Source organism: Streptomyces sp. TE5632 (genome assembly GCF_054061295.1).
In genome coordinates this window covers 18298-34499 of record NZ_JBSSEA010000001.1, presented here as the reverse complement: position 1 = coordinate 34499, position 16202 = coordinate 18298, and the positions used below count along the sequence as shown (strand labels likewise).

General features: G+C 73.3%; 14 protein-coding genes. 8 read left to right on the top strand and 6 right to left on the bottom strand.

Annotated features, from left to right (window positions below):
- Positions 1-14: 14 nt before the first annotated feature.
- The gene (locus ACVW19_RS00155) at positions 15-998 is read right to left on the bottom strand and encodes an NAD(P)/FAD-dependent oxidoreductase (RefSeq protein ID WP_457455354.1); all 984 of its coding nucleotides are present in this window, start codon (positions 996-998) and stop codon (positions 15-17) included.
- 77 nt (positions 999-1075) lie between these two features.
- Here ACVW19_RS00155 and ACVW19_RS00150 point away from each other — a divergent pair, with 77 nt between their 5' ends.
- The 6 genes from ACVW19_RS00150 to ACVW19_RS00125 all read left to right on the top strand — a co-directional run bounded on the left by ACVW19_RS00150 (position 1076) and on the right by ACVW19_RS00125 (position 6368).
- Positions 1076-1648 carry a helix-turn-helix domain-containing protein gene (locus ACVW19_RS00150; RefSeq protein WP_457455352.1) on the top strand — a complete coding sequence of 191 codons (573 nt, stop codon included), beginning with the start codon at positions 1076-1078 and terminating at the stop codon, positions 1646-1648.
- 94 nt (positions 1649-1742) lie between these two features.
- Positions 1743-2720: an NADPH:quinone oxidoreductase family protein gene (locus tag ACVW19_RS00145; protein ID WP_457455350.1), complete on the top strand. Its 978-nt coding sequence runs from the start codon at positions 1743-1745 to the stop codon at positions 2718-2720.
- A complete protein-coding gene (locus tag ACVW19_RS00140) occupies positions 2717-3901 on the top strand; it encodes an acyl-CoA dehydrogenase family protein (protein WP_457455348.1) in 1185 nt (394 codons plus the stop codon). The genes ACVW19_RS00145 and ACVW19_RS00140 overlap by 4 nt, the downstream gene beginning before the upstream one ends.
- A complete protein-coding gene (locus ACVW19_RS00135; protein WP_457455346.1) occupies positions 3898-5016 on the top strand; it encodes an acyl-CoA dehydrogenase family protein in 1119 nt (372 codons plus the stop codon). The genes ACVW19_RS00140 and ACVW19_RS00135 overlap by 4 nt, the downstream gene beginning before the upstream one ends.
- A gap of 190 nt (positions 5017-5206) precedes the next feature.
- Entirely contained in the window at positions 5207-6070 is an 864-nt protein-coding gene (locus ACVW19_RS00130; protein ID WP_457455344.1) for a phosphatidylinositol-specific phospholipase C/glycerophosphodiester phosphodiesterase family protein, read from the top strand.
- Positions 6071-6173: 103 nt separating this feature from the next.
- Positions 6174-6368 carry a hypothetical protein gene (locus tag ACVW19_RS00125; RefSeq protein ID WP_457455342.1) on the top strand — a complete coding sequence of 65 codons (195 nt, stop codon included), beginning with the start codon at positions 6174-6176 and terminating at the stop codon, positions 6366-6368.
- A gap of 85 nt (positions 6369-6453) precedes the next feature.
- Here the strand turns inward: ACVW19_RS00125 and ACVW19_RS00120 are convergent, their stop codons facing one another.
- The 3 genes from ACVW19_RS00120 to xylB all read right to left on the bottom strand — a co-directional run bounded on the left by ACVW19_RS00120 (position 6454) and on the right by xylB (position 9833).
- A complete protein-coding gene (locus tag ACVW19_RS00120; RefSeq protein WP_457455340.1) occupies positions 6454-6852 on the bottom strand; it encodes a luciferase domain-containing protein in 399 nt (132 codons plus the stop codon).
- 215 nt (positions 6853-7067) lie between these two features.
- Positions 7068-8303 (bottom strand): ROK family protein, encoded by a 1236-nt coding sequence (locus ACVW19_RS00115; protein ID WP_457455338.1) that lies wholly within the window; start codon positions 8301-8303, stop codon positions 7068-7070.
- Positions 8304-8369: 66 nt separating this feature from the next.
- Entirely contained in the window at positions 8370-9833 is a 1464-nt protein-coding gene (xylB, locus tag ACVW19_RS00110; protein ID WP_457455336.1) for a xylulokinase, read from the bottom strand.
- Positions 9834-9947: 114 nt separating this feature from the next.
- Between xylB and xylA the strand changes: the two genes are divergently transcribed.
- The gene (gene xylA, locus ACVW19_RS00105) at positions 9948-11114 is read left to right on the top strand and encodes a xylose isomerase (protein ID WP_457455334.1); all 1167 of its coding nucleotides are present in this window, start codon (positions 9948-9950) and stop codon (positions 11112-11114) included.
- A gap of 428 nt (positions 11115-11542) precedes the next feature.
- Complete coding sequence (locus tag ACVW19_RS00100; protein WP_457455333.1) at positions 11543-11869, top strand: hypothetical protein; 327 nt, start codon at positions 11543-11545, stop codon at positions 11867-11869.
- A gap of 42 nt (positions 11870-11911) precedes the next feature.
- On the opposite strand, the gene ACVW19_RS00095 is transcribed toward ACVW19_RS00100, so the two are convergent.
- Positions 11912-13261 carry an SWIM zinc finger family protein gene (locus tag ACVW19_RS00095; RefSeq protein WP_457455331.1) on the bottom strand — a complete coding sequence of 450 codons (1350 nt, stop codon included), beginning with the start codon at positions 13259-13261 and terminating at the stop codon, positions 11912-11914.
- Complete coding sequence (locus tag ACVW19_RS00090; RefSeq protein ID WP_457455329.1) at positions 13258-16197, bottom strand: SNF2-related protein; 2940 nt, start codon at positions 16195-16197, stop codon at positions 13258-13260. Before ACVW19_RS00090 ends, ACVW19_RS00095 begins: the two co-directional genes overlap by 4 nt.
- Positions 16198-16202 lie beyond the last annotated feature (5 nt).

The following is a 16202-nucleotide window of genomic DNA, read 5'->3' as shown; positions in this document are numbered from 1 at the left end:
CGGCCGTTCGGCGGTCACTCGTGCACGGTGGCGTCCAGGCGGGACATCAGCAGGTCCCCGACGATCGCGGCCGCCGCGCGGTAGCCGCCGCTCGCCGCGTGCACCACCTGCTCGGAGAAGCCGATCGCGTTGCCCGCCGCCCAGACCCCGGGAACCGAGGTCAGACCGGTCGGGTCGACGACCGGGTACGCGCCGAACGGGGTCTCGTCCAGTTCGGCGCCCAGCCGCTCCGGCAGACCCGTCCGCGGCACCGGGCGCGGCCCGACGAAGAGCACGGAGCGGGCGTGCGTGGTGCCGTCGGCCAGCCGGACCCCGGTGAGCCGCTCGTCCTCGACCACCAGCCCCGCGACCTCACCGGGCACCACGTCGACCCCGGCGGCGGACAGTCGGCGCAGGTCCTGGTCGGACAGCTCCGCCTCGGCGACCCGGTGCAGGAAGAAGGCGACGTCCTTCGACCACTGGGACACCATCAGCGCCTGGTGCACGCTCGTCGCGCTCGACGCGAGCACCCCGAACGGCTCGTCGCGCACCTCCCAGCCGTGGCAGAACGGGCAGTGCAGCACGTCCCGCCCGAACCGCTCGGCGACCCCGGGGACGTCGGGCAGCTCGTCCTTCAGCCCGGTCGCCACGACCAGCCGCCGGGCACGCACGGCGCGCCCCGCCTCGAGTACGACGGTGAAGTGCCCCTTTGCCCCGGTGACGTCCGTGACCCGGTCCCGGCCGAGCTCCACGCCGTAGCGGGCGATCTCCTCCCGGCCGAGCGCCAGGAAATCGGCCGGTGGGATCCCGTCCCGGGACAGATAGCCCTGCATGTGGGACGAGGGCGCGTTGCGCGGCTCACCCGCGTCGACGACCAGCGTCCGCAGACGCGCCCGGCCCAGTACCAGCGCGGCGGACAGGCCCGCCGCACCGCCGCCCACGACGACCACGTCGTATTTCTCGTGGTGCTCGTGGTTCTTGTGGGTCTTGTGGTTCTCGTTCCCGTGCGTCTCGTTCATCGCGACCACCTCCACGACGACGGTCACCCAGCAGCTGCCGGATTGACAAACGAGTTTGCCGATCCTGCAATACCGGTATGACCACGGATGACGTTCTCGCGGATGTGGGCCCCCGGCTGCGGCGGATCAGGAAGGAACGGGAGGTGACGCTCGCCGCGCTGTCCGAGGCGACCGGCATCTCCGTGAGCACTCTCTCGCGGCTGGAGTCCGGACTGCGCAAACCCAGCCTGGAGCTGCTGCTGCCGATCGCCCAGGCTCATCAGGTGCCGTTGGACGAACTGGTCGGTGCGCCGCCGGTCGGTGATCCGCGCATCCGCTCCAAGCCGATCCGGCACCACGGCCGCACCCACTGGCCGCTCACCCGCCAGCCCGGCGGGCTCCAGGCGTACAAGGTGCTCGAACCGCAGCGCAGGCTCGAGCCGGAACCCCGCACCCACGAGGGCTACGAGTGGCTGTACGTGCTGTCCGGCAGGCTGCGGGTGGTGCTCGGCGAGCACGACGTGGTGCTGACGGCGGGGGAGGCGGCGGAGTTCGACACGCGCGTGCCGCACTGGTTCGGGTCGACGGGGGAGGGGCCGGTGGAGTTCCTCAGCCTGTTCGGCCCGCAGGGGGAGCGGATGCACGTACGGGCACGTCCCAGGCGGCCGTGACGTACGCGACGGTTCCCTGTAGGCAAGCGACCGCTTAGTATGCGAGGGACCCGGTCAGGCGAACACGACGTTCACAGTCCCGTGGAGGCTCCGCATGCAGGCATGGCAAGTGCACGAGATCGGCGAGCCGGGCGAGGTCATGCGCCTCGCGGACGTGGCGCGGCCGGCGCCCGGCGACGGTCAGGTCCTGCTGAAGGTGCGCGCCGCGAACATCAACTTCCCGGACGCGCTGATGTGCCGGGGCCAGTACCAGGTCAGGCCGCCGCTGCCGTTCACCCCGGGCCTGGAGATCTGCGGTGAGACCGAGGACGGACGCCGGGTGATCGCCAACCCCGCGCTGCCCTACGGCGGGTTCGCCGAGTACGCCGTCGCGGACGCCGCCGCGCTGCGGGACGCCCCGGACGCGCTGGACGACGCCGAGGCCGCCGCCCTGCACATCGGCTACCAGACCGGCTGGTTCGGGCTGCACCGCAGGGCCGGGCTGGAGGCCGGTGAGACCCTGCTCGTGCACGCCGCGGCGGGCGGTGTCGGCAGCGCGGCCGTGCAACTGGGCAAGGCTGCGGGCGCCACCGTCATCGGCGTGGTCGGCGGCGCCGCGAAGGCGGCCGTCGCCCGGGAACTGGGCTGTGACGTGGTGATCGACCGGCGTGAGCAGGACGTCATCGCCGCGGTGAAGGACGCCACCGGCGGCAGGGGCGCCGACGTGATCTACGACCCGGTCGGCGGTCAGGCCTACGCCCAGTCCGCCAAGGTCGTCGCCTTCGAGGGCCGCATCGTGATCGTCGGCTTCGCCAGTGGCACGATTCCCAGCCCGGCGCTGAACCACGCCCTGGTGAAGAACTACTCGATCCTCGGCCTGCACTGGGGCCTGTACAACACCAAGAACCCCGAGCTGGTCCAGCACTGCCACGAACAGCTCACCGACCTGGCCGCACGCGGTGCCGTCAAGCCGCTGGTGAGCGAGCGTGTGCCGCTCGCCGGCGCCGCCGAGGCCGTGCAGCGGGTCGCGGACGGCGTCACCACCGGACGCGTCGCCGTGCTGCCCGTACCGCAGAACGGAGCCGCGGCATGACCGACGCCATTGAACTGAGGCGCCGCACAAGGGAGTTGCTGGCCGCGCAGCCGCCCACCGGCACCGACCGCCTCGACTTCCTGCGCGCCCGCTTCGACGCGGGTCTCGCCTGGGTGCACTACCCCGAGGGGCTCGGCGGACTCGGCGCTCCCCGTTCCCTCCAGGCCGTGGTGGACGCCGAGCTGGAGGCCGCCGGGGCACCCGACAACGATCCGCGGCGCATCGGCATCGGCCTGGGCATGGCGGCGCCGACGATTCTCCGGTTCGGGACGGAGGAGCAGAAGCGGCGCTTCCTCCGTCCGCTGTGGACCGGCGAGGAGGTCTGGTGCCAGCTGTTCAGCGAGCCGGGCGCCGGATCCGACCTGGCCGCCCTCGGCACCCGGGCGGTCCGCACGGACGAGGGCGACTGGGTGGTCGACGGGCAGAAGGTGTGGACCTCCAGCGCCCATGTCGCCCGCTGGGCCATCCTCATCGCCCGCACCGACCCCAAGGTGCCCAAGCACCAGGGCATCACCTACTTCGTCTGCGACATGACCGACCCCGGTGTCGAGGTGCGGCCGCTGCGCCAGATCACCGGTGAGGCCGAGTTCAACGAGGTCTTCCTCACCGGTGTCCGCATCCCCGACTCCCGCCGCCTCGGCGAGGTCGGCGACGGCTGGCGGGTCGCGCAGACCACGCTCAACAACGAACGCGTCGCCATCGGCGGCACCCGGCTGCCCCGCGAGGGCGGCATGATCGGCCCGGTCGCGAGGACCTGGCGTGAACACCCCGAACTGCGCACCCACGACCTGCATCAGCGCCTGCTGGGGCTCTGGGTGGAGGCCGAGGTCGCCCGGCTCACCGGCGAACGCCTCCGTCAGCGGCTCGCTGTCGGCCAGCCCGGTCCCGAAGGCGCCGGGATGAAGCTGGGCTTCGCCCGCCTCAACCAGCAGATCAGCGGCCTGGAAGTGGAACTCCTCGGTGCAGAGGGCCTGTTGTACGACGACTGGACCATGCGCCGCCCCGAACTGGTCGACTTCACCGGCCGTGGGGCCGGCTACCGCTATCTCCGCTCCAAGGGCAACAGCATCGAGGGCGGGACGAGCGAGGTCCTGCTGAACATCGTCGCCGAACGCGTCCTGGGGCTGCCGTCCGAGCCGCGTACCGACAAGGACGTCGCGTGGAAGGACCTGACCCGATGAGCACGGCGAACACGACGCCCCTGGAGAACCCGCAGCCCGACCTGCTCTACTCGGAGGAGGAAGAGGCGCTGCGCGCCGCCGTCCGGGACCTGCTCACCGACCACTGCGACGCGGCCGGGGTGATCTCCCGCGCCGAGTCGGACACCCCGCACGACCTGGCACTGTGGAAGTCGCTCGCCGACGGCATGGGCCTGGCCGGTCTGCTGGTGCCCGAGGCCCGCGGCGGCCAGGGCGCCACCCACCGGGAGGCCGCCGTCGTACTGGAGGAGCTGGGGCGGGCCGTCGCCCCCGTGCCCTACCTGACCAGCGCCGTCGTGGCCACCGAGGCGCTGCTGGCCTGCGCGGGCGGGGAGGACGTGCTGGCCTCCCTGGCGTCCGCGCGCCGGATCGGCGCGCTCGCCGTCGGGCTGCACACCGCCCCCGGCGCGGCCTTCACCACCGCACGCGTGGCGGACGGCGTACTGCACGGCGAGCTGACCGGCATCGCCGACGCCGCCGTGGCCGACGTGCTGCTCGTACCGGCGGACGACGGCGGGCTGTACGCCGTCGAGGCCGACGCGGTCACCGTCACCATCGCCGGGCAGACGTCCCTGGACCTCACCCGTCCCGTCGCCACGGTCGTCCTCGACGGCGCCCCGGGGCGCCGGCTGGGCGACGCCGAACCCGCCGTGCGGCGGGCTCTGCGAGCCGGCGCCGGACTGCTGGCGTCGGAACAACTCGGGCTCGCCGAATGGGCGTTGACGGAGACCGTCCGCTATCTGAAGGACCGCAGGCAGTTCAACCGGCCCGTCGGCGGTTTCCAGGCGCTCAAGCACCGGCTCGCCCAGCTGTGGCTGGAGGTCGTCAACCTCCGTGCGGCGGCCCGCAACGCCGCTGCCGCCCTGTCCGCCGGCCAGGACACCGAGGTGGCTGTCGCCGTCGCGCAGGCCTACGCGGGACAGGTCGCCGTCCATGCCGCCGAGGAGGCACTGCAACTGCACGCCGGCATCGGTATGACCTGGGAACACCCGGTCCACCTGTACCTGAAGCGGGCCAAGGCCGACTCCATCGCCTACGGCACGGCGGGCGCCCATCGCGAGGCACTGGCCGAACTGGTCGACCTCCGGGCACCCTGAGGCATCGTCACAAGTCCGGTCCTGGTCGAAGGAGCCCGCCCCGCACGGGGCGGGCTCCTTCGCGTGCCCGGTCCCGGTGAGGTGAACGCGCGACGGCGGACCGGCCAACTCCCCGCACAGCACTGCTCTTCGGGTGGGTGCCGACCCCATACTCCAGTGGTCCCGTACGGCACTTCCAGGGAGGCAGAGCATGGCCCGCACCACCCGTCGCAGAGCCCTCACCACCCTCGGCGCCGCCTTCGCGGGCTCGGTGGCCCTGCCCGCCGCCGAGGCGCTGGCCGGTGAACAGAGGCACCACCCGCGCCCGTTGTGGCGCGCCCACGCCCACAACGACTACGAACACCCGCGTCCCCTCCTCGACGCACTCGACCACCGATTCGGCAGCGTCGAGGCCGACATCTTCCTCGTGGGCGGCCAACTCCTCGTCGCCCACGACCCCGAGGACCTCGACCCGTCCCGCACTCTCGAATCCCTCTACCTCGACCCGCTCACCGCCCGCGTGCGGGCCCATCGCGGCTCGGTGTACCGGGGAGACCGGGGGCCGTTCCAACTCCTCGTCGACATCAAGACCGAAGGTGCGTCCACCTACCTCGAACTCGACCGCCGCCTGCGCCGGTACCGGCATCTGTTCACCACCTGTGCCAATGGCCGAGTGCTGCCCGGACCGGTCACCGCCGTCGTCTCCGGAGATCGCGCGGCCCGCGCGCCCATGGAGGCCCAGCGGGTGCGGCGCGCCTTCTACGACGGCCGGCTGACCGACCTCGGCGGGCCGGCCCGGTCCTCTCTCATCCCGCTGATCAGCGACAACTGGACGCTCCACTTCACCTGGCGGGGTGTCGGCGCGTTCCCCGCCGCCGAGCGCCGGAAACTGCGGGACATCGTGGGCACCGCGCACGCGCGCGGCCGGCGAGTGCGCTTCTGGGCCACCCCGGACCAGCCGGGCCCCGCCCGGGACGCACTGTGGGGCGAACTGGCCGCCGCCGACGTCGACCACCTCAACACCGACGACCTCGCGGGACTGGAATCCTTCCTCGACGCGTACCGCCCGCTGTAGACACCACACGTTCGGAGGACAGGTCAGCCGCCCGGACGAACCCTCCGCTACGCCACACTTGCGGCCGAACGCCGCGAAGCGGACGTGGCGGAGGAGGTTGACGATGGCCGTTTCCATCTCTGTGGTGCTGCTGCTCGCGGTCCTGGCGGTGATCTTCCTGCGCAACGGCGGACTGAAGCTCTCCCACGCTCTGGTCTGTCTGCTGCTCGGGTTCTATCTGGCCAGTACGAGCCTCGCCCCCACCATCCACAGCGGTCTGACCGCGACGGCGGACATCGTCAGCGGCCTGCGGCCGTAAGGCCCGGGGCCCACCGGGTGATTCGGCGTTCCCAGTGTTCTCGGCGTTCCCAGTGTTCCCAGTGTTCTCGGTGTTCTCGGTGTTCTCAGTGTTCTGTCACCACGTCGCGCGGCAGCACCGTGACCCGGTGGAAATTGCACCCGGCGGTCGTCGGTGCGCAGGAGGGGAGCGGTGGGGCCTGGTGGGCTTTGAGCGCGACGCTCACCAGACTCAGCAGCAGGTCGACGTCGGTGGCGCAGTCCAGATGCACCGTCACCCAACTCGACCCCGGGGTCAGCTGGATCGCGGTCGAGGCGTTCAGGTCGTAGTGGAAGCGCTGAATGGCGCGGCGGGTCAGGTGGAGGTCGACGTCCCGTTCGGAGTGGAAGTGGACGATTTCTTCGCGAGCGGAGCGGAGGGCCGGTCCGGTACCGCAACCTGCCTTGCAGGCGGTGAGGTCGGGCCAGGTCCGAAGTAGCTCCATGGCTCGCTGCGCCGGTTTCATGGCCTCATAGTGACCCGCTCACCGTGCGGCAACCAGTGGTTGGGCGTTTCGTAATCGATCGGTGAGGCGGCGCACCCCTTACCCATGATCACATGATGACAGTCGGCCACCTCGTGACCTCACACGGCAACCGGCTCCGGTTCGTGCCCGACCACGAGACCCTCGACGAGCGGCCGGCGCGGAGCCGGCCGGCCAGGTCTGCGGGGCAGGTGGGCTCAGGATCTTCCGGCGACCGCAGCCGGGTCGTCCAGGACTCCCCGGACCACCGAGTGCGCCGCGCCCAGCAGGGGACCCTCGGGGCCCAGGGCCGATACCGAGACGGGGCAGGCCGGGCCCGCCGTGCGCCGGGCCAGTTCGGAGCGGAGCGAGGGCAGCAGCCAGGGCGCGAGCCCGGACAGCGCGCCCCCCAGCACGACACTCTCCGGGTCCAGGAGATTGACCGCCCCGGTCAGTGCGATGCCGAGCGCCGTTCCCGCGTCGTGCAGGGCACGCCGTACGGCGGGGTCGCCCTGTTCGGCGCGGCCGGCGAGCAGGCCCACGCGGTCCTCGCCCGGCTCCACACCGGCGGCGCGCAGCACCGCCCTCTCACCGGCGTACTGCTCCAGGCAGCCGCGTCCGCCGCAGCCGCACTCCGGGCCGTCGGGCCGTACCGGCACATGCCCCAACTCGCCCGCGAAGCCCCGGGTTCCGCGCAGCAGCCGCCCGTCCACGACCACGGCGGCGCCGATGCCGATCTCGGCCGACACATGGAGGAAGTCGCGTGGTGTGCCCTCACCGAGCCAGAGTTCGGCCAGCGCGCCGCAGTTGGCCTCGTTGGCCACGGTCAGCGGGAACCGTGCCGGGAGCAGGGCGCCGAGGTCGGTGTCGCGCCAGCCGAGGTTCGGCGCGCGTACGACGGTCCGCGTGTCCCGTGCCACCAGGCCCGGCACGGCCACGGTGAGTCCCGCCGGCCACAGCCCTTCGTCCTCGGCCTCGGCGACGACCCGGAGCAGGAGTCCGGTCAGCTCTTCGATCACCGGTTCGGGGGAGCGGCCGCGGTTCGGGACGTGCCGTACCGCCCGCGCCCGGACCCGTCCCCGCAGATCGACCGCGCACACCGCGAGATGGTCGACGCCGACCTCGGCACCGATTCCGGCCGGACCGCGCCCGCTGACGGCGAGCGCCGATCCCGGCCGGCCCACGCGTCCCGGTCGCTCGGGGCCCAGTTCCTCCAGCAGGCCCGAGCGGATGAGCTCGTCGACCAGGGTGGACACCGCCGCCCGGGTCAGGCCGATGCGTGAGGCGACGGCGGCCCGGGACAGCGGCCCCTCGGCGCTGACGGTGTGCATCACCCGCGAGAGGTTGCGGCGGCGCATCCCCTGCTGGGTGTCGGGCAGTGCGTGTCCCGGACCGGGCGAGGGCAGCACCCGCCCCGAGCCGGCCGGGCGGGCCTCGTGCAGCGGTGCGCTCATGCCTCCGTCAGTCCTCGGTCGGTTCTGTCATGGTGTGGCCGGGGCCGGTGTTCGCCGGCGAAGGCCTCAGTCGGTGTCCGCACCCCGCTCCAGGAGCGGGGCCGCGTCGGAGAGTACCCCGGCGATCCTGGCCAGCGTCTCCTCGTCCCGCTCCACCGGCTCCAGCACCCGCCCCGCCGCCGTGTCCCAGCGGCGGGCGACCGCGGCCGGGTCCTCCCCGGTGAGCAGGCCGGCCGCCTGCGCCGCCGCGCCGAGCGCCACCAGTTCCCGCGCCTCGGGCACCTGCACGGCCCGGCCCGAGAGCCGTCGTACGGTCTGCTGCCAGGCCGTGCCCCGGGCGCCGCCGCCGATCAGCAACAGGGGCGCCGACGGGTCTGTGCCCTCGCCGGTCTCGCCGTCCTTGTCGACGACGCGGTCGAGTGCGCCGAGCAGGGAGTGCACGGCACCGTCGTAGGCGGCCTGGAGCAGCTGACCGCCGGTCGTGTCATGGCGCAGCCCGTGCAGCAGGCCGGACGCGTTCGGGAGGTTGGGGGTGCGCTCGCCGTCGAGGAAGGGCAGGAGCGTGATGCCGTGGCCCGGTTCGACGGCCTCGCGGTCCAGGCCCAGCAGGGTCGCGACCCGGTCCACGGCGAGCGTGCAGTTGAGCGTGCAGGCGAGCGGCAGCCAGTCGCCGCGTGCGTCGGCGAAGCCCGCCACGGTACCGGTCGGATCGGCCGGCCGGCGCCGCGAGACCGCGTACACCGTGCCCGAGGTGCCGAGGCTCATCACCGGCGTGCCGGGCCGCACCCCCAGGCCGAGTGCGGCGGCCGCGTTGTCCCCGGTGCCGCACGCCACCAGGGTGCCCTTGGAGAACGGCAGCTCAGGGTGGGCGCGCACGGTCCCGGCCACCTCTTTGGGCCGCACGACACGGGGCAGCAGCGCCGGGTCGAGCCCCACATGCGCGAGGATCTCCTCGTCGTACGACTCGGTCCCGGAGGCCCACCATCCGGTGCCGGAGGCGTCGCCGCGGTCGGTGGTGCCCTGACCGGTGAGCCGCTCGGTGAGGTAGTCGTGGGGGAGCCGGACGGCCTTGGTGGCGCGGACCGCGTCCGGCTCGTGCTCCGCCAGCCAGGCCCACTTGGTGACCGTGAACGAGGCGGCCGGCACGCTTCCGGTGCGCTCGGCCCAGAACTTCGCGCCGCCCAGTTCCTCGGTCAGCCGGCGAGCCTGCGGTGCGGAGCGCACGTCGTTCCACAGCAGCGCCGGACGCACCGGCTCGCCCCGCTCGTCCAGGGCGACCAGCCCGTGCTGCTGGCCGCCGATCGACACCGCGGCGGCCTCGTGCGCCGCCTGCCCGCACTGGCGCAGCGCCTCGCACAGGGCGTCCCACCACTGACGCGGATCGCTCTCCCGGCCCGCCCCCGAGGTCACCGTGTGCGGTGCCTGGCCGCTCGCGACGACCCGTCCGGTGGCCACGTCGACGACCAGCGCCTTGGTGGACTGGGTGGATGTGTCCACGCCGACGACGAGCGGACCCTCGGCTGCTGACATCGGTTTCTCCCTCTTCCGCGGTTCAGCGGGGTGACTCTCTTCCCAGAGATGCTCCTGCATACTAATTTGTAAATCGCCATGACGAAATAGCCTCAGCGAGCAAGGAGCCACGGCATGAACTACCGGCCCACCCCCGAGGACAAGTTCACCTTCGGCCTGTGGACCGTCGGCTGGCAGGGACGCGACCCGTTCGGTGACGCCACCCGACGTGCCCTCGACCCGGTCGAGTCGGTGCGGCGCCTGGCCGAGCTGGGGGCTCACGGCGTCACCTTCCACGACGACGACCTGATCCCCTTCGGCTCGAGCGACAGCGAGCGCGAGGGACACATCAAGCGGTTCCGGCAGGCGCTGGACGCCACCGGCATGAAGGTGCCGATGGCGACGACCAACCTCTTCACCCACCCGGTGTTCAAGGACGGCGCGTTCACGGCCAACGACCGCGACGTGCGCCGGTACGCGCTGCGCAAGACCATCCGCAACATCGACCTCGCGGTCGAACTCGGTGCCCAGGTGTACGTGGCCTGGGGCGGCCGTGAAGGCGCCGAGTCCGGCGCCGCCAAGGACGTACGGGTCGCCCTGGACCGCATGAAGGAGGCCTTCGACCTGCTCGGCGAGTACGTCACCTCCCAGGGCTACGACCTCCGCTTCGCCATCGAGCCGAAGCCGAACGAGCCGCGCGGCGACATCCTGCTGCCCACCGTCGGCCACGCCCTCGCGTTCATCGAGCGCCTGGAACGCCCCGAGCTGTACGGCGTCAACCCCGAGGTCGGCCACGAGCAGATGGCCGGGCTGAACTTCCCGCACGGCATCGCACAGGCGCTGTGGGCGGACAAGCTGTTCCACATCGACCTCAACGGCCAGTCCGGCATCAAGTACGACCAGGACCTCCGGTTCGGTGCCGGTGACCTGCGTGCCGCGTTCTGGCTGGTGGACCTGCTGGAGTCGGCCGGCTACAGCGGCCCGAAGCACTTCGACTTCAAGCCGCCGCGGACCGAGGACCTCGACGGGGTGTGGGCCTCGGCGGCGGGCTGCATGCGCAACTACCTGATCCTCAAGGACCGTGCGGCGGCCTTCCGTTCCGACCCCGAGGTGCAGGAGGCGCTGCGCGCGGCCCGCCTGGACCAGCTGGCCCAGCCCACGGCGGCCGACGGCCTCCAGGCACTGCTCGGCGACCGGTCGGCCTTCGAGGACTTCGACGCCGACACCGCCGCCGCGCGCGGCATGGCCTTCGAGCACCTCGACCAGCTGGCGATGGACCACCTGCTGGGTGCCCGGGGCTGAGCCCCGGACTCCCCGGGGCTCAGGGACCCGGGACGGTGTGGGCGTGGTCGGCGCGCTGCTCCGCGCGGCGGCCACGCCCACACGGGAGCGCACGGCTCGGCCTCCGCGCGGAGCAGGCCGCGGGCCTGGGCCCGTGCCCCGGCTCCGTGTCGAATTCCGTGCGGGACGCTCGCGCCAGGAGCGCGTCCGAGGCGACCATGGCCGGTATGGCCAAGCCACCGGTACCGCCTCAGCCGCCCGGCCCGCCGGGTGACACGCCGCCCCCGGGCGGCGGCTTCGGACCACCCTCTTACGGCGGCGCACCTCCGCCGCCGAACCTGCCCCCGCCGTCCCCTCCGCCTCCGCCCTCCGATCCGCCGCAGGGTCCGCCCGGCGACGGAGGCGGAGGGGGACGAGGTCCCGGCGGGCGCCGGAACCTCCTGCTCATCGTGCTCGCGGCGATCGTGGCCGTGGCGGCCGTTTCCGTGATCGTGCTGATGGCGTCGGGAGGCGACGACGACTCGCCGGACAGAGAACCCGCAGGGAGCAGTACGGGCACCCGAGGCTCGCCCGACCCGTCCCCGGGCATCCCGTCCGAGCCGCCCAGCGGTCTGGAGAGCCTGCTGCCGTCCGGTTTCCCCACCGAGCTGCCGTCGGACTTCCCGAGCGAACTGCCCAGCGGTCTGCCGACCGAGCTGCCGAGCGGCGTGCCCAGCAATCTGCCGAGCGGGCTCGAATCGCTCCTTCCGTCCCTGGACGAGGCCGGGTTGCGCTGACCCGGGCCGGGCGCGTACGCGGCGTCTTCCGGGGAGGCTGTTTCAGGCCGTTCTCCCCGTGTGGAGCTCCGCCCTCGCCGACGCCAGGGCCGTCGCCGGGTCCTGGGCGGCGCCTCCCGCCGGGACCCAACGGCCGCGCTCCTTGCGGTACGGCCACCAGCGGCCGTCACGTCCCAGCCGCAACTGGACCGGCGCACCGACGACGGTCCAGCGGTTGGCACGGGCCCGGAACACCGGCCGTTCGTCCTCGTCGCCCTCGGCCCAGGCCGACTCGAGGGCCGCACGCGCGCGTGCGAGCGCTTCGGCGTCCACCGTCCACTCCTCGTCGAGCACGGCCAGCGCCGCCGTACCACCCTGGCGCCAGGCCCGTACGGCCACGGTCAGCCCCTCCCGGCCACGCCCCGAACCGGCGGCGAGCCGGTCCGCCACGGCGCGCGCCGGGTCACCGGCGGCCAGCCGCACCGCGTCCTGAGCCACCGTCGGATCCGGCTCCACCGACTGCCGTTCATGCCCGTCCCGGAGCGCCTCCGCGAGCAGGTGACGGGCCTGCGCGGAGGTCCGCGCGGCGAGGAACTCCAGGGCGGACGGGTCGATCCCGGCGGGTGGCGGCCCGTCCGTGTCCAGCGACGGCGGCACCCCCGGGGCCGCGGGGAGCGGGGGAGCGCCGGGCAGCCCCGGCCGGATGCCGCCCGCCGCGAACGCCTCGGCCGCGTCCACGCCCTCCGGGCGGGGCCGCTTTTCCGCGCGTGTCCCGGCATGCGACTGGAGCGCGTCCAGCAGGGCCCGTTCACCGCGCCCCCGTACCAGGAACAGGACGAACGGGTCCTGGTCCAGCAGCAGGGCCACCTGGTAGCAGAGCGCCGCCGTGTGACCGCAGTGGTCCCAGGCCCCGCAGTCGCACTCCGGCTCCAGATCGCCCAGGCCCGGCAGCAGTTCGACCCCGGCCAGCTCCGCGTCCTCCACCAGATGCGGTGGCATCTCCCGGTCGAGCAGTGCCGCCACATGTCCGGCCCGTTCGACGGCCATGTCCAGAAAACGGTCCCACTGCTCGTCGGACAGCTCCTGGAGCAGGACGTCCGCCCGGTGCGCTGTGCGGTCGCGGTCCTGCACGACGGCCGTGATGCGTCCCGGACGCACGGACACCGCGCCGACCGCTCCCGCGCGGGCGAGCCTGCGACCCGCCTTGAGCTGCTGGACGTCCAGGGCCGTGCCCTCCAGCGCCGTCAGCCAGGCCCGGCCCCACCAGGTCTGCGCGAAACCACGCCCCCGCGCGGGAGGCAGTGCGGCGAACGTCCGCTCCGTCCCGGCGGCTCCACTGCCGGCCGTACCACCGTCGGCCGCGTGACCGTCGGCGTCGTGGCCGTCGGTCTCCGCACCGTCGTACCGGTTCATCGTGCTCCCCCTCGCAGTTCCACCAGATCCGCCAGTTCGGCGTCCGTCAGTTCGGTGAGCGCCGCCTCCCCGGAGCCGAGCACCGCGTCCGCCAGTTCGCGCTTGCGGACCAGCAGTTCGGCGATGCGGTCCTCGATCGTGCCCTCGGCGATCAGCCGGTGCACCTGTACCGGCCGGGTCTGGCCGATGCGGTACGCGCGGTCCGTCGCCTGCGCCTCGACGGCGGGGTTCCACCAGCGGTCGTAGTGCACGACATGCTCGGCACGGGTGAGGTTCAGCCCCGTGCCCGCCGCCTTCAACGACAGCAGGAAGACCGGCACCTCGCCGTCCTGGAAACGCCGCACCATCGCCTCGCGCTCGGCCACCGGCGTGCCGCCGTGCAGGAACTGCGACGGCACGCCCCGCGCGGTGAGGTGGCGCTCCAGGAGACGGGCCATCCGCACGTACTGCGTGAAGACCAGCACCCCGGCCTCTTCGGCGAGCACCGTGTCGAGGAGCTCGTCCAGCAATTCCAGTTTCCCGGACCGTCCGGTGAGCACCGGACGGTCCTCCTTGAGGAACTGCGCCGGGTGGTTGCAGATCTGCTTGAGCCCGGTCAGCAGCTTCACGATCATTCCCCGTCGCGCCATGCTGTCGGTGCCGGAGATCTCGGCGAGGGCCTCCCGTACCACGGCCTCGTACAGTCCCGCCTGCTCCTGGGAGAGCGACACCGGGTGATCCGTCTCCGTCTTCGGTGGCAGCTCGGGCGCGATCCCCGGGTCCGACTTGCGGCGGCGCAGCAGGAACGGCCGTACCAGCCGGGCCAGCCGTTCCGCCGCGGCCGGGTCCTGCCCGCCCTCCACGGCGTCCGCGTACCGCCTGCGGAAGGTGCCGAGCCGACCGAGCAGGCCGGGCGTCGTCCAGTCCAGGATGGCCCACAGCTCCGAGAGGTTGTTCTCCACGGGTGTGCCGGTGAGCGCCACGCGCGCGCGTGCGCCGATGGAGCGCAGCTGCCGGGCCGTCGCCGCGTACGGGTTCTTCACGTGCTGGGCCTCGTCGGCGACGACCATTCCCCAGGACACCTCGGCGAGCCGGGGAGCGTCCAGGCGCATGGTGCCGTACGTGGTGAGGACGAACTCGCCCTCGGCCAGGTCGTCCAGCGAGCGCCGCGCACCGTGGAAGCGGCGTACCGGCGTACCGGGCGCGAACCGTTCGATCTCCCGCTGCCAGTTGCCCATCAGGGAGGTCGGGCACACCACGAGGGTGGGCCCGGCGGACGCGGGGTCGGACTGCCGGTGGAGATGCAGGGCGATCAGGGTGATGGTCTTGCCGAGGCCCATGTCGTCGGCGAGGCAGCAGCCCAGGCCCACGGACGTCATGTGGGCCAGCCAGTTCAGCCCGCGCCGCTGGTAGTCCCGCAGTGTGGCGGCGAGGGCCGCCGGCTGTGCGACGGGCTCCTGTGCCTCGGGGTCGGCGAGCCGGTCCCGCAGGGCCGCCGGCCAGCCGGTGGGCCGTACCTCGATCCGGTGGCCGTCCACCTCCACCGAGCCGGTCAGGGCGGCCCCGAGCGCGTCGATGGGCTTCACCTCGTGGTCCTGGCGTGCGCGGGCGCGGAGCACCTCCTGAGGGTCGAGCAGCACCCACTGGTCGCGCAGCCGCACGACGGGACGCTTGGTCTCCGCGAGCCGGTCCAGCTCCGCGCGGGTGAGCTGCCGGTCGCCCAGGGCGAACGACCAGTCGAAGGCGAGCAGCGCGTCGGCCGAGAGGAAGGACGGTCCCTGAGAGGCGCCCGCGACGTCGGGCCGCCCGGGGCCCCGCTCGTCGGCAGCGGGGCCGATCTCCGCGCGGGTGGTCAGTTCGCGGGTCAGCTCCCTCGGCCAGTGCACGTCGACGCCCGCGCCGGCGAGCGCCCTGGTGCCCTCTCCGAGGAGCTCGGTGACCTCCTCGTCGGCGAGTTCGACCGCGTTCGGCACGGTCGCCGACAGCAGGGGGGTGAGCGGGGCCCAGGCGCGGGCGGCGCGGCGGAGCGCGAGCAGCGTGTCCGTCCGGGCGCGCGGTCCGAAGCCGTCGTTCGAGCCGTCAGCGCCGTCTGTGCGGTCAGCGGATCCGGCCCACACGTCGGTGGCGTCCGCGACGAGCGCGGGGTCGCTCACACTGTGCACCTGGAGCACCACTCGGAACGCGGCGTTCGCGCCGTCGTCGTCCATGGTGTCGTCGTCCCAGGTGTCCGTGAGCCCCGTCAGGTCCGTGAGGCCGTGCACCTCGACGCGCAGCGACAGACGTACGCCGGCGTCGTGGCCCGCGGCGACGTCAGCGGCCCAGCCGCGCAGTTCGGGCAGGTGCCGGCGCTGCGGTACCGCATAGGCGGGGGTGCCGGTGACGAGGGGTGCGGCGGGGGAGCGGGGCAAGGTGTCGGCGACCGCGTCGAGGAAGGCGCGCAGCAGCCGTTCGGGATCGGGCAGGCGCAGCGGCCCCGGGCCTTCCACCGGCAGGGCGTGCGCCTCGGGCGGCATCGCGGCGGCCAGCCGGCGCACCGCCTCGATGTCCTCCGAGTCCAGCGGCCCCGTGCGCCAGGCGTCATGGCCGGCCGGGGACAGCCCCGGCAGCAGCAGACCACGAGCCACCAGACCCAGGGCGTGCACGGCGGCAGCGCCCCAGAACACGGCGGCAGGGTGCCCTTCGTCGCGCGTCCGTGCCCGGGTGAGGACGGGCAGCGCGGCGCGCACCGGCAGCAGCGCCGCCGGGACGCTCACCGTCTCCACCCCGGTCTCGCCGGGAACGACGACGGTCAGCTCCTCGACCGACGCAGCGTCCACGGCAGGGGGAGCCGACCCGTCGGGCCGCCAGAAGGCGACCCGGCCGGTGCGGGCCGGGTCACCGGGTACGAATACGGCTGAACAGCGGGCCAGTTCGGCGTACTGAGCGGGAGCGTGCGGCGAGGGAGGCGTCTGCGCCACGATGA

What these genes read in the sequence shown, in the direction of transcription:
- ACVW19_RS00125 (WP_457455342.1), top strand. Translation starts at nt 6,174, where the DNA reads ATGGCCGTTTCCATCTCTGTGGTGCTGCTGCTCGCGGTCCTGGCGGTG.
- ACVW19_RS00155 (WP_457455354.1), bottom strand. Translation starts at nt 998, where the DNA reads ATGAACGAGACGCACGGGAACGAGAACCACAAGACCCACAAGAACCAC.
- ACVW19_RS00140 (WP_457455348.1), top strand. Translation starts at nt 2,717, where the DNA reads ATGACCGACGCCATTGAACTGAGGCGCCGCACAAGGGAGTTGCTGGCC.
- ACVW19_RS00115 (WP_457455338.1), bottom strand. Translation starts at nt 8,303, where the DNA reads ATGAGCGCACCGCTGCACGAGGCCCGCCCGGCCGGCTCGGGGCGGGTG.
- ACVW19_RS00130 (WP_457455344.1), top strand. Translation starts at nt 5,207, where the DNA reads ATGGCCCGCACCACCCGTCGCAGAGCCCTCACCACCCTCGGCGCCGCC.
- ACVW19_RS00095 (WP_457455331.1), bottom strand. Translation starts at nt 13,261, where the DNA reads ATGAACCGGTACGACGGTGCGGAGACCGACGGCCACGACGCCGACGGT.
- xylB (WP_457455336.1), bottom strand. Translation starts at nt 9,833, where the DNA reads ATGTCAGCAGCCGAGGGTCCGCTCGTCGTCGGCGTGGACACATCCACC.
- xylA (WP_457455334.1), top strand. Translation starts at nt 9,948, where the DNA reads ATGAACTACCGGCCCACCCCCGAGGACAAGTTCACCTTCGGCCTGTGG.
- ACVW19_RS00120 (WP_457455340.1), bottom strand. Translation starts at nt 6,852, where the DNA reads ATGAAACCGGCGCAGCGAGCCATGGAGCTACTTCGGACCTGGCCCGAC.
- ACVW19_RS00145 (WP_457455350.1), top strand. Translation starts at nt 1,743, where the DNA reads ATGCAGGCATGGCAAGTGCACGAGATCGGCGAGCCGGGCGAGGTCATG.
- ACVW19_RS00135 (WP_457455346.1), top strand. Translation starts at nt 3,898, where the DNA reads ATGAGCACGGCGAACACGACGCCCCTGGAGAACCCGCAGCCCGACCTG.
- ACVW19_RS00150 (WP_457455352.1), top strand. Translation starts at nt 1,076, where the DNA reads ATGACCACGGATGACGTTCTCGCGGATGTGGGCCCCCGGCTGCGGCGG.